The sequence below is a fragment of the Dawidia soli genome, from assembly GCF_018598185.1.
GTDB lineage: Bacteria > Bacteroidota > Bacteroidia > Cytophagales > Cyclobacteriaceae > Ohtaekwangia > Ohtaekwangia soli.
The window spans coordinates 25,894-49,051 of record NZ_JAHESC010000028.1 but is presented as its reverse complement, the minus strand read 5'-3'; the positions used below and the strand labels follow the sequence as shown (position 1 = coordinate 49,051).

The 23,158-nt window shown below is 52.1% G+C and carries 10 protein-coding genes; 7 read left to right on the top strand and 3 right to left on the bottom strand.

The genetic code is table 11. The annotated features are described in order from the left end of the window. The first annotated feature begins 121 nt into the window (after positions 1 to 121). From KK078_RS18605 to KK078_RS18590, 4 genes are all read left to right on the top strand, one after another. The gene (locus KK078_RS18605) at positions 122 to 3,475 is read left to right on the top strand and encodes a SusC/RagA family TonB-linked outer membrane protein (RefSeq protein ID WP_254091811.1); all 3,354 of its coding nucleotides are present in this window, start codon (positions 122 to 124) and stop codon (positions 3,473 to 3,475) included. Between the two features lie 24 nt (positions 3,476 to 3,499). Next, complete coding sequence (locus KK078_RS18600) at positions 3,500 to 5,335, top strand: RagB/SusD family nutrient uptake outer membrane protein (RefSeq protein WP_254091810.1); 1,836 nt, start codon at positions 3,500 to 3,502, stop codon at positions 5,333 to 5,335. A 99-nt stretch (positions 5,336 to 5,434) separates the two neighbouring features. Then, positions 5,435 to 6,928 carry a SusE domain-containing protein gene (locus KK078_RS18595; protein ID WP_254091809.1) on the top strand — a complete coding sequence of 498 codons (1,494 nt, stop codon included), beginning with the start codon at positions 5,435 to 5,437 and terminating at the stop codon, positions 6,926 to 6,928. Positions 6,929 to 7,508: 580 nt separating this feature from the next. Then, positions 7,509 to 11,093 (top strand): family 16 glycoside hydrolase, encoded by a 3,585-nt coding sequence (locus KK078_RS18590; RefSeq protein WP_254091808.1) that lies wholly within the window; start codon positions 7,509 to 7,511, stop codon positions 11,091 to 11,093. 58 nt (positions 11,094 to 11,151) lie between these two features. On the opposite strand, the gene KK078_RS18585 is transcribed toward KK078_RS18590, so the two are convergent. Beyond that, a complete protein-coding gene (locus KK078_RS18585) occupies positions 11,152 to 14,511 on the bottom strand; it encodes a sensor histidine kinase (RefSeq protein ID WP_254091807.1) in 3,360 nt (1,119 codons plus the stop codon). A 258-nt stretch (positions 14,512 to 14,769) separates the two neighbouring features. Here KK078_RS18585 and KK078_RS18580 point away from each other — a divergent pair, with 258 nt between their 5' ends. Next, positions 14,770 to 16,929 (top strand): GH92 family glycosyl hydrolase, encoded by a 2,160-nt coding sequence (locus KK078_RS18580; protein WP_254091806.1) that lies wholly within the window; start codon positions 14,770 to 14,772, stop codon positions 16,927 to 16,929. 58 nt (positions 16,930 to 16,987) lie between these two features. Here the strand turns inward: KK078_RS18580 and KK078_RS18575 are convergent, their stop codons facing one another. Beyond that, on the bottom strand, positions 16,988 to 18,235 hold the full coding sequence (locus KK078_RS18575) for a hypothetical protein (protein ID WP_254091805.1): 1,248 nt from the start codon (positions 18,233 to 18,235) through the stop codon (positions 16,988 to 16,990). A 281-nt stretch (positions 18,236 to 18,516) separates the two neighbouring features. On the opposite strand from KK078_RS18575, the gene KK078_RS18570 reads away from it, so the two are divergent. Together KK078_RS18570 and KK078_RS18565 are read left to right on the top strand one after the other, a co-directional pair. Further along, positions 18,517 to 21,951, top strand: a complete 3,435-nt coding sequence (locus KK078_RS18570) for a HEAT repeat domain-containing protein (protein ID WP_254091804.1) — start codon at positions 18,517 to 18,519, stop codon at positions 21,949 to 21,951. A gap of 115 nt (positions 21,952 to 22,066) precedes the next feature. Further along, on the top strand, positions 22,067 to 22,633 hold the full coding sequence (locus KK078_RS18565) for a hypothetical protein (protein WP_254091803.1): 567 nt from the start codon (positions 22,067 to 22,069) through the stop codon (positions 22,631 to 22,633). 33 nt (positions 22,634 to 22,666) lie between these two features. Here the strand turns inward: KK078_RS18565 and KK078_RS18560 are convergent, their stop codons facing one another. Then, positions 22,667 to 22,969: a hypothetical protein gene (locus KK078_RS18560; RefSeq protein WP_254091802.1), complete on the bottom strand. Its 303-nt coding sequence runs from the start codon at positions 22,967 to 22,969 to the stop codon at positions 22,667 to 22,669. Between the last annotated feature and the right edge of the window lie 189 nt (positions 22,970 to 23,158).

The window sequence follows — 23,158 nt, the reverse complement described above, 5'->3', positions numbered from 1 at the left end:
GATTGACTATGAATTGCCGCTCGTATCCAATCCTTCCGCGATAGTTAAGTTCATTTTCATGACCTAAAACCTATTATTTATGAAAACACGTCAGACACAGCGTGGTTTGATTTTGACAATTATGAGACTTACAGTATTACAGGTATTGCTCATAGTTTTAGTATCGGGTGTGGTGACTGCGAGGCCCACCAAGGCATACGGACAGAGCGTGTTGGATGAGATCATATCCGTTAATACTCAAGGTAAAAAGATTAAGCAGATTTTATTGGAGATCGAAAAATCGGTCGCCATAAAATTTACCTATAACCCGCAAACGATTTCTGTTGACGAAAGAGTTTCGGATGACTACACCGACGAAAAACTGTCGGATGTACTCAGAGGTATATTTCCCAAGGATGTACAGTTCCGGCTGCTGGGAGACTACATCATCTTAACGAAGCAAAGTGTTAAAAGCACTGGGGAAAAAACGGCCGAGGTAGCCCCCACGATCAATCTGGTCCAAACGATCACAGGGACCGTTACCGATGAAGAAGGGATGGGGCTTCCCGGCGTGAGCGTTACGATCAAGGGCACATTGATCGGTACCGTCACGGATGCCGATGGCCGGTATTCCCTCGCCGGGGCAGACAAGGGGAACATTCTTGTTTTTTCTTTTATCGGTTATAAGACGGAAGAGCTCTCGGTGGGTGATCAGGCCTCTGTGGATTTGAAGATGACGACCGACGTGGCTGCCCTGAACGAGGTGGTGATCGTCGGCTATGGTACGCAGAAGGAATATACCAGTGCGGGAGCGATCTCGTCGGTCAATGTTCAAAAACAACTTCAGTATGGTACCACGCGGTCGATGAGTAATAATCTTGCCGGGCAGGTTGCGGGCATTATCGGTGTACAACGCTCGGGCGAACCCGGCTATGACGATTCGAATTTTTGGATCCGTGGCATCTCTACGTTTGCCGGCTCCCGTACGCCACTGGTGCTGGTGGATGGTGTTGAGCGCTCGCTGAATACCATCGATCCGGCAGAAATAGAGTCGGTGTCGGTTTTAAAAGATGCATCCGCCAGCGCCGTATATGGCGTGCGTGGTGCCAACGGTGTGGTGCTCATCAATACCAAGCGGGGCGATGTAGGCAAGCCCTCTATTGTGTTGCGGTATGAGCAGGGTGTTACGAGCCCGGTAAAACTGCCCAAGTTCATCGGGGCGGCCGATTACATGGAGCTGATGAACGAGATATCGCAGGATCAGGGCCAGCTGCCCAACTATTCGGAAGACCGGATCAACAACACACGCAACAAAGTCGATCCGGACCTGTATCCGGACGTGAACTGGCTGGATGCGATCACGAAGGAGAACGCGTCAAACAGCCGGATCAATTTAACGGCTTCCGGCGGTACCAATTTCCTGCGCTATGCCATTACGGGCTCACATTATGCCGAGAGCGGCATTGTCGCACGCGATCCCAACCAGGAATGGGATTCGTCGATGAAATTAAAACGCTATAACATCCGCTCCAACGTAGATCTCGATGTTACCCCTACCACTTTGCTGCGGGTGAACATCGGCGGTTATTTGCAGGAGACGAACCGCCCGCCGCAATCCATGGACTTTTTATTTGATCAGGCGTTTCAAACAGCGCCGCATGTCCACCCGACCCAATACTCCAGTGGTGAGATCCCGCGGGTGAATGCGGATCGGACTAATCCCTGGTCCGTGGCGACACAAACCGGATATGAACGCGGCAATACCAGCAAGATCGAGTCGCTTTTTTCTGTTCAGCAAGCTATGGATGCGATTGTTCCCGGCTTGAGCGGCCGTGTGCTATTTTCTTTTGATCGCTATACCGCCAACAGCGTGGTGCGCAAAAAGGATCCGGATTATTACAAGCCGACCACCGGCCGCGATGAAAACGGGGAATTGATGCTGGATATCGACCGGTTCGGCCAGGTATTTTTGAATAGTGAGACGAAGGCGGAGTTTGGCGATAAAAGCGTTTATATCGAGGGTAGCCTCAACTATAGCCACAACATCGGTAACCATTATCTGGACGGTCTGTTGTTGTACAACCAGCGGAATTATGACAATGGCGACAGATTGCCGTTTCGCTTTCAGGGCATGGCTGCGCGTGCCTCCTACTCGTTCAAGCGTAAATATATTGCGGAAGCGAACTTCGGATACAATGGATCTGAAAATTTATCAAAGAACAACCGCTTCGGCTTTTTTCCTTCCATGGCCCTGGGCTGGGTCGCGACAGAGGAGGAATTTATGTCAGCTATCAAAGACGTTGTGTCGCGCCTGAAGATCCGCGCCTCCCTCGGTCAGGTGGGAAACGATCGATTCATACGCTATGCTTACATCTCCACCATCGGCGAGACCGACGACTATCGCTGGGGTGTTAACAACGACTTCCACAGAGCCGGCCGGCAGGAAGGGATCAAGGGCGTATCGAATCTTACGTGGGAAACGGTGACCAAAGCAAATCTCGGGGTAGAGCTGGGATTCTGGAACAGTGTATTGCTTCAAGTGGACTTTTTTAAAGAAGAGCGCAAAGACATTTTTATGCAGCGCCAGACAATACCCAGCTCGGCGGGCTTTGTAGAAAAACCGAATGCCAATTATGGCAAAGTGAAGAATCACGGTGTTGATCTTTCGCTGAGCGCCGATAAACAGTTGACATCAGACTGGTTTATTTCCGGACAAGGCACATTCACCTACGCCAAAAATGAAATTGTTGAGCAAGATGAGGCTCCGGCGGTGATCGGAACCTATCGTTCAAGGACCGGTAAATCGGTCGATCAGAATTTTGGCTATGTAGCAGAGCGTTTATATACCAATGCTGATTTTGCCGACATTGAAAATGGTGTACTGGTCAGCACGTTGCCGCGAGCCGAGCTCGGTCCGGTCCGTCCCGGGGATATCAAATATGCCGACCTCAACGGTGACGGTGCCATTACGAACATCGATCAGACTACATTAACGGGAACCGTCGACCCGCAGATCGTATACGGATTCGGTCTTAACGCCCGATACAAGAACATCGATTTCGGATTTTTCTTCCAGGGGAATGCCAGAACGTATAGGGTATTAGGAGGCGACTTCTTTCTGCCGGGCTCGGGCGGCGGTGCTGCGGGCAACGTGTATGAAACCGTGCTGACCGATCGTTGGACAGTAGACAACCCGAATCCGAGTGCATTCTGGCCCCGGGCATCCTTTCAGAGTGCCGGCAATAACAACCGGCCGTCTACCTGGTGGCTCCGCGACATGAGTATGCTGCGGCTGAAACATGTTGAAATCGGGATCAGCCTGCCACGGGAATTTGCCGAGAAGGCGCGTGCGAAGAGTGCGCGGATCTTCATCTCTGGCAACAACCTCCTGACCTTTTCAAAATTTGATCTCTGGGACCCGGAAATCAATACAGGCAATGGTTTCCGGTATCCGATCATGAAATCCTTCTCCGCTGGAATCAACCTGGAATTTTAAGCTAAACATCTTAACAGAATGCGTATGAACTTCCTGAAGAATATATTACTGGCTGTTTTGCTTGTGGCGGCTGTGTCGTGTTCGGATTTCCTGGACAAGGAACCTGACGACCAGCTTACACTGGAAATGGTGTTTAACGACAAGGTGCGCACGGAGGACTGGCTGGCCGGCATTTATTCCAGTATTCCCGACCCTTACTGGGGATTTACCCGGCATATAGGCTACGACCCATTGTCTGACGACCTGAACCCTTCTTACCGGTGGGCGCAATTCGGCTGGTGGGTAGTGGACCGGCAACAAGGGAATTGGACGCCCGGCAACACCGAGCCCAATTACTGGGACGTATTACCGAAGCGTATCCGATCGGCGTATATCTTTCTGGATAACGTCAAGCCCAACGATGCACAGAAGGTCACACAGGAGGAAGTCGACCTCATGAAATATGAAGCACGATTCCTTATCGCCTACTACTACTGGCTCATGACAGAAATGTACGGCGTTATCCCCTTTAATACAGGCCTGACAGAGACCGATGCCCCGCCGGAAGAATTGTTCCTGGGCCAGACTCCTTTTGATGACGTGATCAGCTGGATCGATGCCGAGCTTTTAGACCTGTCTACAAAGCTGCCGGCGGCGTATACCAATAATAGCAAATTTGGCAGGGCCACTTCTATCATGTGCCTGGCCGTGCGCGCGCGCATGCTGCTGTTTGCAGCCAGTCCACTCGTCAACGGTAATCCCGACTATGCAGACTTCATAAACGACAAAGGTGTGGCACTATACAATTCCAGCTATGACGCCGGTAAATGGACGCGTGCAACCGATGCTTGCAGACTACTGATCGAGAAGGCACATGATGCGGGCCACAAGCTTTATTACGAGTATAACGACGATGCCAGCATCGACCCATTCCTCTCGTACCAGAACATGATGTTTAAGAAATCGATCGATGGCAATAAAGAGATCCTGTTTGCCCGGCCGGATGTGAATTCGTCGGAGTATGACAAGCATGCTCAGCCCCGCGGCACCGGTGGTAACGGCGGGTTGGGTGTCACCCAGTCGCTGGTCGATGCCTTTTATATGAAGAACGGTCTGCCGATCACAGATCCGGCGTCCGGATATGTTGAAAACGGTTTTTCGGCAGCAGACGAAGTACGCAACACAAAATGGGACGAAGTTAACGGCGTGGGCAAGGTGACGTTGGCAGGTACCTATAATATGTATTGTAACCGCGAGCCCCGCTTTTATATCTCGGTCATGTTTAATGAGGAGTGGCACCGTCGCGAGAACCGGAAAACGAACTTCTTCTTAGATCAGCCGGATGGCGGGCCGACATGGGATGCGCCGCAGAATGGCTACCTGGTTCGTAAGAAGGTTCACCCGGACTATGATCCACGGAATGGAACAAATCCGTACCGGCCGGGAATTCTCTACCGACTGGGGGAGGCGTACCTCAATTACGCAGAAGCCCTGAATGAGACCGATCCAGGCCACCCCGATGTTCTGACGTATTTAAACCTGGTCCGCGAGCGCGCCGGCGTACCGGCCCTGGCGGCCGACCCGGGTCAGGCGGCCATGCGGGAGGTTATCCGTCGCGAAAGACGCGTAGAGCTCAACTGTGAGGGCATTCGCTACAGTGATATACGCCGATGGAAGATCGGAGAAGAGGTTTTGGCCGGAGATTTTACCGGCATGAATTTCTTCGGCAAGGAAAAATCGGATGATCCCAACAACGCCAACGCCTTCTATAAGCGCACGGTGTATCAGAAACGCGTGTTTACCAAGAAGAACTACTGGTTTCCCGTCCCTCAATCCGAAATTGATAAGAATCCCAACCTGGTTCAAAACCCCTATTGGTAATGAACGACCGATGAGAGACTACCCGGGTTTGCTGCCAAGCCAGGGTAGTCTTCAGACGTCAATTAGAACTCACTATACCTGACCTATAAAGAATCATGTATGAAAAATAATAACTATATAAACCGCTTTTATTATGCGGCGACGCTACTGTTGTTAGTGACATTGTTTTCCTGCAGTGATGATGATCCACGCCAGGTGCCGATAGACGTCGGCGTTTTATCAGCTTCGAAAGCTGAGGTCGTCGTTGATTACGACAAACCGACAGACGAAGTAATTACGTTTTCATGGCACGCTGAAAAGAGCTCTCTTGTTCAGTATAAGTTGGTTTTTACTGCGAATGGAAAGTCTGATACGGTAGACGTTTTATCCGAGGTCAGCCGGAAGTTCATCCATGCAGCCTTTAATAAAATAATGGTGGATGACCTAGGGCTTGAAATCGGAAAACCGGCAAGCGTGGATGTCGTTGTTGTTGCGAACGTTACGGATGGTACTAAAAGTAGCTTGTCCAATGTGATTACGGTCGTTGTGACACCCTCGCCCAAAGTACCCGAGCCGGCCCTCGACGATGTAACGCTGTCGGTTTCGAAGACGGAAGTATACACCGACCTGGCGAACCCTGCCGGCGAAGCGGTTACTCTGGCGTGGGCCACGGCCAAGAGCTTGTTTATTGAGTACAAGATTGTTCTGACAGCGGGTACGTGGACTACAACAGTCGATGTATTGACCGATGTCAGCAAAGAGTTTACCCATGTTGACCTGAATAACCTCCTCATCGATAAATTGAGAATAGAGGCCGGTAAAACCGCCGATGTTACCGCACAGGTCACCGCGAGTGTGATCATCAGTGATAAAGTGGTTAAATCCAATCCGGTTATGTTTAAGGCCACGCCGACCTCGAAGGATGTCACACCTGCGGCATACACAAAAATGTGGATCGTGGGAGATGCAACACCCAATGGATGGAACAAAGACAACCCCAATGAAATGGCGGCCGATCCCACCAATATCTACCAGTTTAAGTATAACGAGGTTCTGACAAACGGCAAATTCAAAATCATGACGGGTACCGGTAACTGGAGCGTAGATAGTTACATGCCTCCCGTAGATAACGGAGCCGTCACCAGCACCGATGTCAATCTCCATGCAAAAGCAACGCCGGATAATAAATGGGACGTTGTCGATGCGGGGCCCTATAAGATCATTCTCAATATCGGCGCGAACCGTTCCATACGGATCATGAAGTATGTGCCGTTCGACCAGCTTTATATCCTTGGCGACGCAACGTCCGCGGGATGGGATCCGGCCAATGCTATCGCGATGACCGCAGATCCGGACGATCCGTACGTATTTACATGGACCGGCGAGCTCAACGCAGCCGGACGGGGCCAGTTTACGTTCCCGGTGTCGTCAGAGGCCTCGAATACCACGTTCTTTGCCGCACCAACGTCCGGTGCAGGCATAACGGCGACGCAGTTGTCGTTTACGTCTACCGGTACGTCGGTTAATAAGTTCAAATTGAAGGCAGGTGAAGAAGGCACCTATACCATCACCGTCAACCAGTTGAAAGAAACGATTTCCATTGTGAAGCAGTGATCTCTCAGGGCGGGAGCCGTGAGCCAGAACAGCTGCTGAAACGTTGATCTGTATAAGTGGGCGCCTGACCGGGCGCCCACTTGTCGTAGTGGGTATATCCTATCGAGGGGCTCATACCTGTGGCCGCTACTTTTTTTTGATGGGAAAGAGTAAAAATCTGCCGGTTCGTGTACTATATGGATAGTAAAGTATGCTGACACCGGCGCTTATGGGTAAAGGGGCGGCAACGTATGTTCATTTGATGCTAACTTCCTATGAGGTAGATAGATACAAAAAAAAATCGGTGATGTTGGAACATCACCGACTTGCATTAAGATCCCTGGGTTTGACTATGAATTGCCGCTCGTATCCAAACCGTCAGGACAGTTATGTCCATTTTCATGAACTAAAACCAATCAAATTTAAAAAAAACATCGGAGACATCAAGGGGTGATTTTTCCTTGTGATCTGTGTATCATTCTTTTATCAATCAATGGCAAAAATTAGCAAAGTTCAAACTGGCGTATGGGTCGCATTGCTGTTTTCGGTAATGGCTGGCTGTGAATCTGGAAATAGGGTCGAGCGACCACGCGATCCTTGGGTGTTTCGATCTGTATTGGACGACCGGCCGAGAATGATCACGGTGGCGTTACACGACAATCTGTATGTGAGCTACGATGCACAATCGTGTCAGTTATACAAGGCGTGGAAAGGCGGCGTAGTATTTGATGGTGCAGTTTATACCACCCATCACGGCCCGCAACCCTCTACGAAAGGATACGCGTATTTTACGCAGTCTGCCAGGAGCACATTCTGGTATCTGGTGCGCGACGGCAAGGATTTCCCGGCTGTGCCACAGTTTCGTGGTTATAGTATAAAAGGCAACAAAGTCACCTTTCATTTCCAGTTGGAAAATGAAGGGGGCGGTGAGATCCTGGTGGATGAAAGCCCGGAGTATGACCCGAAAGCGGATCAGCCGGGACTGGCCCGGACATTCCGCGTGGTGAGCGCACCGGCCGGTACACGTGTCAAGATTAGGACGTTGCTTTCCAATATGCAGGGGGCCGATGATTACACGTGCAGCGGTGATGTAAGCGTTATCCGCTCGGGAGAGATAAAGAGCCAGGACGGCACAACATACCAGGCCGAGGTAGAGGTGCTCCTGAAGGAAAATGATAACACGGACCTCCAGGTATTTTTCCATCCTGGATTTGAAGAGCGGACCGATAAAAAGGAAGAAGCTCAGCCTGGCGACCTCCTGACGCAAGGAGCAGCACTCATCGAAACGTCCGATTGCAAAACCTGTCACAACGAAAAGGTCAAGACCGTGGGGCCGGCCTATGTGGACATTTCTAAAAAATATGCTTTTACCGAGGCAAACGTTAAAATGCTGGCCGATAAAGTGATTACGGGCGGTTCGGGCAATTGGGGTGCCGTTCCGATGTCTCCGCACCCGGACCTGATGGAGCCGGACGCCGTCAAGATGGTCTCGTATGTGTTATCCCTGGATGGTGAAACCATGGGAAATGAGCCGGCGTCCGACAATGGTATCGGCGTGGCGGCGCCCTTTATCCAGGTTGGCCTGGATGAAAAGAACGAGTTTGAAAAAGGAGAGAAGAATAAGGATTACTCCGGCCTGGCGGTATCGCTCTATTCGATCGAGTCGGCAACAGGTAATTTATACGACTTGCCCCAGCACGCCGATCCCATTTATACAGCGGTGGCGCCGTCCATTCATTTCAACGAAGAGAGCTTTCAGAATGCCCCGAAATCGCGGGAGAATATGCTTTTGCATATAAAAGGGTTTATTACCATAGAAAAAGATGACAATTTCGTGTTTCGCCTGGTCAGTGATGACGGATCGCGCATGTGGCTCGACAACGAGCTGTTGATCGACAATGACGGTTTTCACGCCACGCAGGCCCGGGAAGCCGAGATCGTGCTGAAGAAAGGAAAGCACCCTGTGGAGATCATCTTTTACCAGGGCGGTGGTGGCCTGGCATTGTCGCTGCAATGGGCTATGCACGATACCGGTAAGTTTGCCGTCATCGACGAAAAGAACCTTGGTCATACGACATCCCATTTCAAACGCTCCATCCCTTACGTGCCGATCCGTGAGCTGGTACGCAGCGTTCCCGGCGACCAGCGCGACGAAGCCGGCGTGCACCCATCCTTTACACTGGAACAGGCACGTCCGTCTTCCTTCGAGCCGAAGGTGGGGGGAATGGATTTCTTGTCCGACAGCAGCCTGATCCTCTGTACCTGGGATTCGACGGGGCCGGTATACAAGCTCGAAGGCGTTACGCGCCACGCTCCCGAGAAGATCAAAGTGACCCGCATCGCGTCCGGCCTGGCCGAACCCCTGGGGATAAAAGTGATAAACGATACCATCTACGTGTTGCAGAAACACGAGCTGACCCGGTTGCTCGATACGGATGGTGACGGAATAATAGATCGATACGAGGCTGTATGCAACGGGTGGAAGGTGTCCGCTAACTTTCACGAGTTCGCTTTTGGGCTGGCGTATAAGGACGGATATTTCTATGCCGCGCTGGCGACGGCGATCAATCCCGGTGGGGCCAGTACACAGCCTCAGATTCCCGACCGCGGAAAAGTGATCAAGATCTCCAAGAAAGACGGCCGTCACGAATTCATCGCCAGTGGCCTTCGCACGCCGAACGGGATCAATTTCAATGCCGACGGGGAGTTGTTTGTTACCGATAATCAGGGCGATTGGCTTCCATCCAGCAAGGTATTGCATATCACTCCCGGCTCCTGGTATGGATCGCGTTCGGTTGATCCGGCAGGCACGGCTTCATTAACGGAGAAGCTGCCCGTCGTGTGGCTTCCGCAGGACGAGATAGGCAATTCGCCCAGTCAGCCCGTTCCGATCAGCGTAGGTCCTTATAAAGGGCAGATGCTCCATGGGGAAGTGACACATGGCGGATTCAAGCGCGTGTTTATGGAAAACGTAAACGGCAATATGCAGGGCGTTGTATTCCGGTTTACGCAAGGGTTGGAGGGCGGCGTAAACCGCGCTGTGTGGGGACCCGACGGCGCGCTATACGCCGGTATGATCGGCAACCCCGGCAACTGGGCGCATGCGGGCGGCAAGTGGTTCGGACTTCAGAAGTTGATCTGGACCGGTGATCCTGCCTTCGAAATGCTGGCGGTCAGGGCCCGGTCAAACGGAATGGAAATTGAAATGACCGAGCCGATCGCAGCGGCCGATGGCGCCTCGGCGACAGACTATGAGGTCAAACAATGGTACTACAAGCCTACGGCAGATTATGGTGGTCCGAAGCTGGACGAAAAATCCCTGGCCGTGAAATCGGTCAATATTTCCCCCGACCGGAAGAAAGTATTCCTGGAGATCGAGGGCATGCAACCGGGGCACGTCGTGTATATCCGCCTGAAAGGGATTTTCAGAAGTACTACGGGTAGGAACTTGTGGGCAACAGAAGGATGGTATACACTCAACAGCATTCCTGCAGGAGCACCCGGGTTTAAAAATCCGGCGAAAGCTCCTTTGCCGAATACCTTGACCGAGCAAGAGCAAAAAGAAGGATGGAAGCTGCTCTTCGACGGCGCGACGACAGCCGGCTGGCAGTCATTCAAAGGAGGAAGCGCAGGGCGCGCGTGGCAGGTGCGCAACGGTGTCCTGACCTTGAATAGATCCGGTAAGGCAGGTGAGCTTGAAGGTGGCGACATCACCACTGCCCGCGAGTACGAGAACTTTGAGCTGGCGCTGGATTGGAAAATCGGGAAATGCGGTAATAGCGGGATCCTGTTCAATGTCGTAAACTCAAAAGACTTTGAACACCCCTGGGAGACCGGGCCCGAGATGCAACTGCTGGACAATCTCTGTCACCCCGATGCCCGGATTAAAAAGCACCGCGCCGGCGACCTGTATGATCTGATAGAAAGCAAATTTGTAGCGGTAAACCCGGCGGGGGAGTGGAATAGCGCGCGCCTGATCGTAAACAACGGCAACTGTCAGTTTTGGCTGAACGGCTATCAGATCGCTCACTTCGATATGCATACAAAGCAGTGGGACGAGATGGTATTGAAAAGCAAATTCAAAGATATGCCCGGGTTTGGTAAAGCCCGTAAGGGACATATCGCGCTGCAAGATCACGGTAACGAGGTGTCTTTTAGGAATGTCAAGATCAAAGAGCTGAAGTAAGGGAATGCCGTGTTATGGAAGAATGCCGCAAGCAACGCTCCTGAAGCAGAAGGCTGAATCATTCCTGTTTTACATAGTCGTCGCTATAGGGTATCGTAACGACAAAGCGCGTCCACGCTCCAAACTCCGAGGAGACGTGGATGTTGCCGTAGAGCCTGTTTACCGTTTCGTGCACAATGTACAGGCCAAGTCCTGAGCCTTGTGCACGTTCGGTCGCGCGAAAGAACATTTCGAATATCCGGCTCAGGTGCTTGTCTTTTATGCCGATGCCATTATCGCGGACTTCCAGCGACCACGAGGTCTTCCCGCTTTCAAAACGGAGCTGCACTATGTGCATTTCCTTGTCCGGGTCCTGGTATTTAATGGCGTTGGTGATCAGGTTATCAAAGATGATCTTAAGACGCCGCGGATCACTGGTCACGATTTGCTGCGGAGAAATGTCTACCTGGAAAATAACAGATGCTGCACCGGGCATAAACCTGACGCCGGCGATGCATTCCTGGATCAGGTCGTAAAGATTAACAGCTTCCTGCGCGATCTGGAACCTTGTATTGCGCGAGTACTGGATCATGCTCTGTATCAGATTCTCGAGCTTTTCAACGCTGGTCTCGATTTGCGTCAGGTATAGCGACAGCTCATCACTCGGGTGCTCAAGCCGCGCGAGGCCTACAAGACCGAGTACGGATTTGAGCGGGGCGACCAGGTCGTGCGATGCGCTATAGACAAAGGCATCGAGCTCCTTTATCGTTTTGTTGAGCTGTACGATCGTCTCGTTCAGTTTTTCTGTACGCTGGTGTACCTGGCTTTCCAGCGACTCGTTGATGTGCTGCAATTCCTGCTGCGTCTCTTCCAGCAGGACGTATTGTGCCGCAATCATTTCTTTTTGCGCCGAGACCTCTTCATTCTGCTGTAGAAGCTCTTCGTTTTGAGCGGCCAGGTGGTGGTTCTGCTCCGATATTTCACGACTCTGGGCATGTACGAGCTGCTCAAGCTCTCGTTTACGTGCCTGGAGCCAACGCACACGGTATCGGTAAGCACCATAGGTAAGCAGCACGATCGTACCCAGCACCAACAGTCTGAAGTACAGGCTGCGCCACCAGGGGGTTTGCACATGGATCGTGATGCTTGCCGCCGGGCCCCAGGTATGGCCATTGTACGACGCGCGCACGCGCAATGTATAGTGGCCGGGGTCCAGGTTCGTGAACGTGAGATTATGCCCCATGGTAGATATCCACGTGGTATCGAAGCCGTCAAGCTTGTAACTGTAGCGGATGCGCTCGGGAGCGATATAGTTGAGGGCAGAATAGGTGAACGAGATAAAGTGCGACTCGCTATAGGGCAGCGTGATCGCCTCTGTCTCCGTAATGCTTTTGGGCAGAAGCCTGTAGCCGGGCCTCACACGGGTGTTTGCCAGCAGCAAGTCGGTAAAGGCGACATGCAGATCGGCGTGGTTGAAATCGAACGGCTGCGCCGTAAAGATGTTGAAGCCATTGGAGCCACCAAACATGTACCGGCCGTCCCGCAGCCTGATCGATGCTCCGCGATTGAACACGATGCCCTGCACGCCATAGTTTGCGTCAAATGCGGTAAAGATCGTGTCGGGTAGATCGAGATGTACAAGCCCTTTGTTTGTGCTTAACCAGAGGTTGTGATTGGCTTCTTTTTCTATCGCGAGGATCACATTGTTCGGAAGCCCGTCGGGTTCATCCAGCACGGATAACCGCCGGTCTTTTAGATCATAACGAAGCAGCCCATTGCCATAGGTTCCGATCCAAAGACTGTTGCCGTCCTGTTGCAGTGCCTTTACACGCAGATTTCGTACACCCGGCAGGTGGGCCTGTACTTCAAACACACTGTCCGTCGCGGGCCGGTATCCGGTAAGGTTTCCGTAGGAGCCCACCCAGAGCGTAGAGTCGACGCCGCTCAGGATGGTTTGTACCTGGCTGTTATTGAATAGTTTCCGGATATTTCCGGGAGGATAGTTGTCTAGGCTGTAGAAGATCTTTTGGCGGGCATCGAACTTGTTGATGCCACGGTCGGTTCCGATCCACAAGTCGCCCCACGGGTCCCGGACGAGGGTCCAAATGATGTCGTTCGACAACGACGTATTGTCTCCGCGGATGTGGCGATACTGTTCCCAGTTTCCGTGCGCGTCCCGGTGCAGGAGCCCATGCTGAAATGTTCCCAGCCACAAACCCGTTTCATCTGCGAGAATGGAGATTACGACCTTTACATGCTCGAAGGGAGGGGGAAGCGTTATCCGGTTAACGATACCGTTCTTAAAGCTGTGCAAGCCGCCGCCGTCCGTTCCGATCCATACCGTGCTGTCGGCGCTTTCGGCAAAGGCTGTGACGGAGTTGTTGCGGAGGGAGTTGGCGCTGTCGAATTCCTTTTTATACCAGCGGAATTGTATCGGCATGTGTGCATGATAACTCACGCCGCCGTTGTAGGTTCCAAGCCACGTGTTGCCTTCCGCGTCGGTGTATATCGATCGTATCGTGTTGGCGCCGATGCTGCGCTCGTCAAATTCGGAGTAGACGCAGGTTTGTAAGCTTTTGCCTGTGGCGTCAACGATGTTGAGGCCGCCACCATCGGTTCCAATCCACAACGCATGCTGCTTCGTTTCTTCAATGGCCCATACGTCATTGTTGTTGAGAGCCCCATTGTCGCGTTTAAAGCTCCACCGCGCATGCGTGCGCCGGTCTATTTTGCCAAGCCCGTTACCTTCTGTCCCAAACCAGATCGCCTCGTCCGTCACGGTTATGGCACGTACGTTGTAGGCCGAGTCCGCGAGCGTAGAGAGAACGTTCGTTTTAAGGTTGAACAACTGAAGGCCGTTGCCCAAGGTACCCAGGAGCAGGCTGTCACCAAGCTGTTCGATCGTCCAAACCGTCATCTTGCTCAGCGCAGGGTGCTCCATGTCGTGAATGGTGTGCGTGGCGAGATCGAAATAGCGTACGCCCCCGACTCCCGCGGCCAGCCAGAGGCGGTTTCTGTTGCCGTCGTTAATGGCATCGAGGTATATGGTGCCGGGCCGGTTGGGGAGGTTGTACGTTTTAAATGTTTCGGTATAGCGGTCGAAGTAGTTCAGGCCATCGACGGTTCCGATCCAAAGATTTCCGAGCGGGTCTTCCTGTACGAAATGAACAACATTGTGGCTGAGCGACGTCGTATCGCCGGGCACATGCCGGTAAACCCGGAACTCGTTGCCGTCATACCGGTCAAGCCCGTCTTCGGTAGCGAACCAGACAAACCCCTTCTGATCCCGGCAGACACCGTTGATGGTGGCCTGGGACAGCCCCTTGTCGACCGATAGCCGCTTGAAGAAAAGTTGCGAGACAGGTTCCTGCGCCTCCGCGGGGAGGCCGATAAGGGCGGCTACCAACAGACAAAAGATCCCCAGGGCTTTTCTCGGCATTTTTCCGTTCACTTGTTTAGCTAATTTAATATAATGAAAAGATTTAAGATAACGTGTGGCGAGCAAGTTAGCCATTGCTGCTACGACGACTTTCTCCCGGATGTAACGCGACAATGCAGACTTTTTTGAAACAAATCGAGCTTGGTGACGACACGAAGATTCAGGATCGCCTGGCATAGGTTGCATCTAAAACAATTTCACATTAATTTCGAAATTACACTTCTTTGAACGGAAGAACAACCCAGAATTTTGCTCACTATGCTCAATCGATTTTTATCCGTGGCAGTTTGCCTCTTACTCTCTGGCGCTACGTGTTTCAGCCAGAATACAGACCGTTATGTTACCTATGTAAACCCTTTCATTGGAACGGCACCCCTGACCGACCCGGCTGTTCTGAGCTACAAGTTGCCGGAAGGATGGCGGTCGTGGGCCGGATTGGTGTTCCCGGGCGCCTCGTTGCCCAACGCTATGGTTCAGCTGAGCCCTATGACAGAATACGGCTCGGGTGCGGGATATGAATATGAGGACAACATCATTTATGGATTCACGCACACCAACAAGGGCCATTGGAACTTGTGTAACATCCCGGTACTGCCGGTCTCGGGAGACCGCAGTCTTTCATACAAATCCGGATCGCACTTCAATCATCAGCGCGAAAAAGCATCGCCCGCATACTATGAAGTCTACCTCGATGACTATAACATCAACGTCGCGCTAACGTCCACGCTGCGGTGCGGCTACCACCGGTATATCTATAAAACCAACACCGATCGGAAGATCGTTTTCGACCTGGCACGCGCGAACAACAAGGTGGTCGACTGGAAGATTGAACAGGATGGTCCTACAGCCGTCAAGGGGCATCAGACCACACACGGAGAGAAGATCTTTTTTTATGCCGTGCTCAATACAGAAGTTGAAAAACTGGACGTGCAGAACAACCCGGGGCCGGATGGTTATTCGATGCTGCACCTAAAAAATGGAACAGCCGGACCCGTGGAGATGAGAATCGCTTTATCTTTTGTAAGTGTGGAGAACGCAAAAAAGAACCTTGAGCAGGAGATCGGCAGTCAATCATTCGACCAGATCCATAAGAAAGGAGAACAGACCTGGGAGACCATGCTCTCCACCATACAGGTGACCGGAGGCACGCAAAAGCAAAGAACGATGTTCTATTCCTGCTTCTATCGCTCCCTGCTCTGGCCGGCCCTGCGAAGCGATGTCAACGGAGAATACATGGACGTGAAACGCAATGTTGTACGGGCCGACTTTAATTACTACACAGAGCCGTCCTTGTGGGATACCTATCGCAACAAAGATGTCCTGCTGGAAATAGTATCGCCCCGCGTCGCGCTGGATGTGATCAAATCGCTCAAAGACAAAGGTGACAAGACAGGTTTTATACCGACATTCTTCCACGGAGATCATGCGGCATCCTCCATCACAGGGGCATACCTGCGCGGTATTACAGACTTTGATGTGAAAGGTACGTATCAATTACTGCTGCGGAACGCCAACGAGGAAGGCGGCACGCGGCCTCACATTACCGAATACATCGAGAAGGGTTACATATCCGATCCTGACATCGCGAAGCCGCACGTTGAAACGAAAGCAAAGGCCGGTGTTTCCAAAACCCTTGAGTATGCGTATGACGACTACTCCGTTGCACAGCTCGCCCGGGCACTGGGAGACACAGCAAACTATAAGGTAATGATGCGCAGGTCGAAAAACTACAAAAATGTATTCGACCCCGCTACGCGGTTCATGCGTGGCCGGCTGGAAAGCGGTGAATGGGTTAAGAATTTCAATCCTCAATATCCGTACTATGAGTATATGTACCGGGAGGCAAACGCATGGCAGGTCTCATTCTATGCGCCGCACGACATGCCTGGCCTGATCGCTCTGTACGGAGGGAACGCTGCCTTCGAGTCGAAGCTGGATTCTCTTTTCACATTGCCGTGGAATCCCAAACACATCGCCAGGAACGTGGAATCTATGATTGGGCAATATTGTCATGGCAACCAACCGGACCACGAAGCACCATTCGCCTATCATTTCATCGGCAAACCCGAAAAATCGCAGAAAAGGATCGATCAGATCATGAATGACCTCTATGGTATCGGCGACGATGGTCTTGCATTGTGCGGAATGGATGACGCCGGCGAGATGTCGTCGTGGTATGTGTTCTGCGCGCTTGGAGTATATCCCTTCTCGGCAACCGACCCGGAATACATTGTAACAGTGCCCATCTTCGAAAAGGTAGCGTGGCGACAGCCCAATGGTAAAACGCTGATGATTGAACGAAAAGGCAAGGGTCGGGGTATCAGCAAGATCCAGGTAGACGGAAAGACCGTTAAAGGGTACTTTGTACCACATGACGTGTTCAGGAACGGCGGCCGTGTAAGGGTGGAGACGAAATAAAAAATTATTTGAGGAAGCCTTAGGACCGCCGGCGTGACTGGATCAATGGAACTTGAATCTATATGTCTTTGTATTTTTCAATAGGGAACGGGAAGCCCATGGCATCGAGAGCTTTTCCGGTCAGGACGCCGGCGTTATCACCCTTACCTGAGTCGCCTTTTCGGGAGATTTTATAGTGGCCGGAATCGTTGGTCCAAGCTATCACCTGGCCTCCTTTTCCGAGTGTTACCTGACCGGCAAAGAGGACGCCTTTTATTACTCCTGCATTTGTTTGTTTTCGATTGTCTTTAGTCGACAAGGCACTATGGCCCTCCGATTCAGTCGGAAGATGCGTAGTGGCTATGTTCGGCTTTGGACCGATCATAATTTTCTTTTTAAAGGGAAAGCTGAGGGGTACCACAAAAGCATAAAAGCCGGGCTCCTTACCATCTAAGACTTTATTGGCAGCCTCTTCTTTAAACACACTGTTAGACCCTCGCAGTTTGTGGGGTCCCAGATTTTCCCTGGTTTGTTTGGTTGACTTTAAGTCGCTTTCCCATACGGGTATACCCATTTTCAAATACGCAGAAGTTAAAGCCCATTGTTCCAGGAAAGTGGCATTGGACGAGGTTACTTTTCCATTATACTGCATTCCGATCTTCTGGCATAAATTCTCGTACCCGGCCATAATCTGTTTTTTGGCCTCGTCAGACGTTTCTAATGCGGGGATTAAATTCTTTCTTGTATGCAACATGATCGGACCCAACTCGGTCATCGGTTTCCAGGGGATAGCTGCTTTATTGGGATCCTGTTTCAGCTGCTGCTTTTTTGAGATAATGTCCTTGACAAGCGAATCCGAAACGATGGGGTGATCATTTTTTACAGGCCACGCATTCATTACAGCCTGCACGTCTTTCCGATCGATCGTGTCGGAACTGTTTAGATTGAATATATGATCCTCATTATCCATAGCAAAATCAAGTAGCTTGTTTTCATAAAGCGAAAACAAGTCGTTATCTATTTTTTCTTTCAGGATTTCCAGCGAAGCCGGATTCGTTTCTCCAGTCGTTTTCCGGGTATACAATTTAAACTGCGTAACTTTTTCTGCAGGACTCCGCGGGTTACAGCCTTCGCTGTTTTCTTTCATTAACCGAAACTGATTGATATAATTTGACCGGGCGCTGTTATTCGCTGTCTGCTGAAGCCGTCTTTGAACAAACGCGATCGGTCGATTGTCTGGAAATTGAAAGCCTTTTGGATTTGATCTATCGGAAGCGCGATGCAATTGACCTTTATTTTCCGTTGCTTTTTCTGCGTGAGTCTTCATAGCTATTTAACTCCTCCTGAGCTGATGAATTGTTGATGCCAACCTGTTTTAACGAATATACGGACAATCTGCCGTTCATCCCCTATGTGACCCCTTTCAATAAAACTCGCCGGCAATTCAAGGCGTCCGAGGCCGGGGCAATTCACATACGGCGCTGGTCTTCATTGTCTGGTTACAAGATAATAATTAACAATCTGGCGGAATCAGGATTGTTCCCGAAGGTCTTGTGGGATTTATTTTATTATCTTGGTCGTTGCGAACAACTATACTCAAGCTGAAATATGAAATTACCTCTCTCGCCGGCGGCCCGCCGGCAAACCGCATACGCGCCTGTTCTGTGGGTAACCATCGTGCTGTTATTGGCGGGTTGTCAGGGTAAACAGCAGGGCGGAGACGCCGATAAACGGATCCACCGAATGGAACCGCAGGAGACGGCCCGGCTGGCAAAGGCCATCGAGGCGCAGGTGACCCCGCAGATCGCCGACGGCCTCACGCTGCACCTATGGGGCGTAGACTCGTTGGTAGCAGACCCGGTGTCGATCGATGTCGACGATCAGGGCCACCTGTATTATACCCGCACCAACCGGCAGAAAAACTCGGAATTCGATATCCGCGCGCACCGCGATTGGGAGATCGGGTCGATCCAGCTGCAAAGCGTCGATGATAAGCTCGCGTTCTTTAAACGCGTGCTGGCTCCGGAAAACAGCAAGAACAACGAATGGCTCGCCGATCTCAACGGCGACGGATCACACGACTGGCGCGACATGACAGTGGAAAAAGAGCATGTTTACCGGCTCGAGGATGTATCGGGCGACGGTGTGGCCGACCTTTCACAGCGGATGGTAGAAGATTTCAACGAAGTCGTGACGGATGCGGCCGGCGGCGTGCTGAAGCATGGCGACGACCTGTTCGTCGGCATAGGCCCTGACCTCTGGCGGATCAAAGACAACGATGGCGACGGGCTGGCGGACGAGAAGACGTCGATTTCGCACGGGTATGGCATTCATCCCGGGTTCTCAGGCCACGGTATGTCGGGTCTGGAAGTGGGCCCGGAAGGAAAGATATACTGGCAGATCGGCGACATCGGCTTTAGTGGTAAAGGCGCCGACGGGAAGAAATGGGAGCATCCCAACAGTGGTGTGATCGTACGGTCCAACCCCGATGGCAGCGATTTCGAAGTGTTTGCCTACGGCAACCGGAATACCCACGAATTTGTCTTCGACGAATACGGCAACCTCATCAGTGTCGACAACGACGGCGATCATCCCGGCGAAAGCGAGCGCCTGGTATATATCGTCGACGGCTCGGATACCGGCTGGCGCATCAACTGGCAGTTTGGCAAGTACCGGGACCCCGACAACAATACGTACAAGGTATGGATGGACGAGAAAATGTATGTGCCGAGGTTCGAAGGACAGGCGGCCTATATGTTGCCTCCCATTCAGAACTTCGTGAACGGCCCCACGGGCATGTTATACAACCCGGGCCTGGCGTTGAGCCCCGCCTGGAAGAATACATTTTTTGTCGGCGAGTTTGTCGGCAACCCGGCGCGCTCGGGCATCCACGCCTTCAAGCTGAAACCGAAGGGCGCAACATTCGAGCTGGCGGAAAGCAAGATGATCCTCGGCGGTATCCTGGCAACAGGAATAGACTTCGGCCCGGACGGCGCCATGTACCTGGCCGACTGGATAGACGGCTGGGGAACGAAAGACTATGGCCGGGTATGGAAGCTCGACGCCGAAGGGGGAGATACTCCGGCGCGACAGGAGGTCAAGCGATTGCTGGGCGACGATTTTGCGAAGTACGATGACGAGCGTCTCTCCACCCTGTTGAAAAGCGAAGACATGCGCGTTCGCCAGAAGGCCCAGTTCGAGCTGGCTACACGCGGTGACGCCGGAATCCGCGTCTTCCAGGCAAACATCACGCAGACAGCCAGTCAGCTGGCACGGGTAAACGCCATCTGGGGCATCAGCCAGTTTGCGAGAAAAGATATACAACACGCCAGACTGCTGTTACCGCTGCTGAAAGACAGTGACCCTGAGATCCGCGCGCAAGCGGCCAAGTGGCTGGGAGATGTTAAATACAAAGAGGCCGGTGAAGCCCTGTTGCCCCTGCTAAAAGACGACTACAGCCGTGCCCGGTTCTTTGCCGCCGAAGCGCTTGGCAGGATTGCCTACGCGCCGGCCATCAACCCGATCATCGAGCTCTTACGGACCAACAACGACGAAGATGCATACCTGCGCCACGCCGGGAGCCTCGCGCTGGCGCGCATCGGACAGGCTGAGCCTGTGGCGGGGCTCTCGACCGATGCTTCACGCGCGGTGCGTATCGCAGCCGTGGTAGCATTGCGCCGGATGCGCGACCCTTCGATCGCCAGATTCCTCACAGACCGCGACGAGTTTATTGTTACCGAAGCCGCCCGGGCCATCAACGACGATCTTTCCATCGAACCGGCGTTGCCCGCGCTGGGCGACGTGCTGGCCACTACAGTCTTTACCAGCGAGGCATTGCTGCGCCGCGCGATCGGCGCGAACCTGCGCGTGGGCACAGACAAAAGCCTGCAGAACCTGATCGCCTACGCAGGCAGACAAGGTGCGCCGGCAGCCATGCGCGCCGAAGCGCTGGCAGCGCTCGGCACCTGGGCCAAGCCTTCGGTGCTTGACCGGGTAGACGGTCGGTATCGCGGCGAGGTAAAACGCGCCCCTGCCCCTGTAAAAGCGAAAGCAGCCGAAGCACTCGCGCGATTGACATCGGACAAAGACGCCGGTGTACGCCAGGCGGCCGTCAAAACCATCGGCAAGCTTCACATCGAAAGCGCCTCGGCCCAATTGCTGGCCAGGCTGAAAACGGACAACCAGGCCAATGTGCGCGTAGAAGCGCTGCTGGCGCTGACAGCCCTTGGCGATAAACAGATCGGCGAAGCGATCCGCATCGCGCTGGCCGACAAAGACAAGAGCGTGCGGGTAACGGGACTGGACGTATTGCCGAAAATGAATATACCGCAGGAATTGATGGTGTCGCTGCTCAGCGATGTGATCAATACTAAAACACCGGAAGAAAAACAGGCCGCCCTCGTTACCCTGGCCACGCTGCCATTGAAGCATACACAAAGCGTCTTCGACGGGCTGCTCGTGAAACGTGCGGAGGGAAAACTTCCGCCCGAAGTATACCTGGAGCTGGAAGAAGCGATTGACAGTACACATTCGCAGCCGCTCATCGCACAGCTGAAAAAGATCGCCGCCGCGTCATCGTCTGATACCGTAAAAGCCCTGTTTGCCGGCAGCCTGCTCGGCGGAGATCCGGAACGCGGGTCGCGCATTTTCTTCAGTCATCAGACCGCCCAGTGCATTCGCTGCCATTCGTACGACGATATGGGCGGCACAGCAGGTCCCCGTCTGAACGGTGTCGCCACACGCCTTACGCGCCAGCAGCTCCTGGAAGCGCTTGTCATGCCCAACGCCCGCCTGGCGCCCGGCTTCGCCACCGTGATGCTCGAGCTGAAAGACGGTAAAAAAGTAAGCGGTATTTTACAAGGCGAAAAGGAAGAAGATATTATGGTGAAGGTGGGTAATAAACCCGATACGGTGATCCGCAAAGATCAGATCGTAAAACGCACCAATGCGGCATCCAGCATGCCTCCCATGGGATCGCTCCTGACAAAGCGGGAGATCCGGGATGTCATCAGTTTTCTGGCCACCTTGAAAGAGGAGAAATAAAAGGCGGACCTGGCCATAAAATGATTGAGATGGATCCGCTCATTGGAAATATCAAAAGCTGCGTGCCGTTGTTTAATTGAGGATGGACGACAGACTACAATACAAGGACAAAATCATGGAAATGATTAAAATTCAAGATCGTATCCTGACGGATTCCAACCGCCTTGACAATTCACAGAAGGAAGCGTTCTTGAACTTTTCGAGAGGTTGTTGTCAACAACTTGAAAGCAAATTGACCCTTGCGCAGATGAAATCTCTGACCAATGGCATCCTAACATACTGGAGAGAATGTATCGGGGTCGATGTCGAAAAGTTCTGGGCGGAACTGAGATGTAACAATATCGATTTTGAAAGAAGGGATGAGCTGCAATTCGCCTTGTCGAAAGGTCGATTTCGAAGGGTAGATATTGGAATGGCTGCAAGAAAAGATTGGGCGTTCATGAAGGATTTAGACACAGTGAAACGACGATTCTCCGAACGCGAATTGTTGCTCATCGAGGAGATAATAGAAAAAGACGAAATCACCCGACTTGGGATTTTGAAGAAATGTCTTCAAAAGAGGAAGATACCGCAATCACAAATTCTAAAATTTGGCGAGTGTATAGCTTACTTTTCCTATTGTGATCTCTTTAGTAAATACTTCTCTCGGGAAGAGGTTGAGGAACTCTACAAACTTCGTTGAAGAACTATCTTAGAAACGGCACGAACATCAAAATCAATCCATCCCATCGATCGTTACCGCAAGCGTTTCATTGCCAACGTTCAGATCAAGAATCAAATCGGAGTCATCCCCCTGAACGACAAGAAGCGTATAGATCTTCCCTTTCTCACCGGCTATTTCGATTTCTTCAATTCGACTGACCCTAACCGTTAAAGCAAGACTTCCATTTAAGGGAATATTGAGGAACCAGCCCTCTTTTACAGTGCCGGTTCTTATCAGTCCGATCAGATAAGATTCATTCCGGGCCCGAATGGCAAAACTGTCGATGACGTCGAACTGTCCTTCTGTTGCTTTCATATTGCCCGCAAAGAACTACGGAGAATCTTTCAAATACAAAGGAGCCGAGCTCAGAGAGTTAGCTTTTCAGGATGGATAGGCTAACGTTGCTGCATACGCCTACGCCCTGCAGTACCGGGGGTCCGAAAATGGCAGAACTGTCAAATAACCGCCTTTCAGCGAAATAGCTCGCGTAAAATTTGTCCATGT

Bases quoted from the DNA above. Each gene is read 5' to 3' on its own strand.
- KK078_RS18560 (WP_254091802.1), bottom strand. From the start codon at position 22,969: ATGAAAGCAACAGAAGGACAGTTCGACGTCATCGACAGTTTTGCCATT.
- KK078_RS18605 (WP_254091811.1), top strand. From the start codon at position 122: ATGAGACTTACAGTATTACAGGTATTGCTCATAGTTTTAGTATCGGGT.
- KK078_RS18565 (WP_254091803.1), top strand. From the start codon at position 22,067: ATGGAAATGATTAAAATTCAAGATCGTATCCTGACGGATTCCAACCGC.
- KK078_RS18580 (WP_254091806.1), top strand. From the start codon at position 14,770: ATGCTCAATCGATTTTTATCCGTGGCAGTTTGCCTCTTACTCTCTGGC.
- KK078_RS18595 (WP_254091809.1), top strand. From the start codon at position 5,435: ATGAAAAATAATAACTATATAAACCGCTTTTATTATGCGGCGACGCTA.
- KK078_RS18600 (WP_254091810.1), top strand. From the start codon at position 3,500: ATGAACTTCCTGAAGAATATATTACTGGCTGTTTTGCTTGTGGCGGCT.
- KK078_RS18585 (WP_254091807.1), bottom strand. From the start codon at position 14,511: ATGCCGAGAAAAGCCCTGGGGATCTTTTGTCTGTTGGTAGCCGCCCTT.
- KK078_RS18575 (WP_254091805.1), bottom strand. From the start codon at position 18,235: ATGAAGACTCACGCAGAAAAAGCAACGGAAAATAAAGGTCAATTGCAT.
- KK078_RS18570 (WP_254091804.1), top strand. From the start codon at position 18,517: ATGAAATTACCTCTCTCGCCGGCGGCCCGCCGGCAAACCGCATACGCG.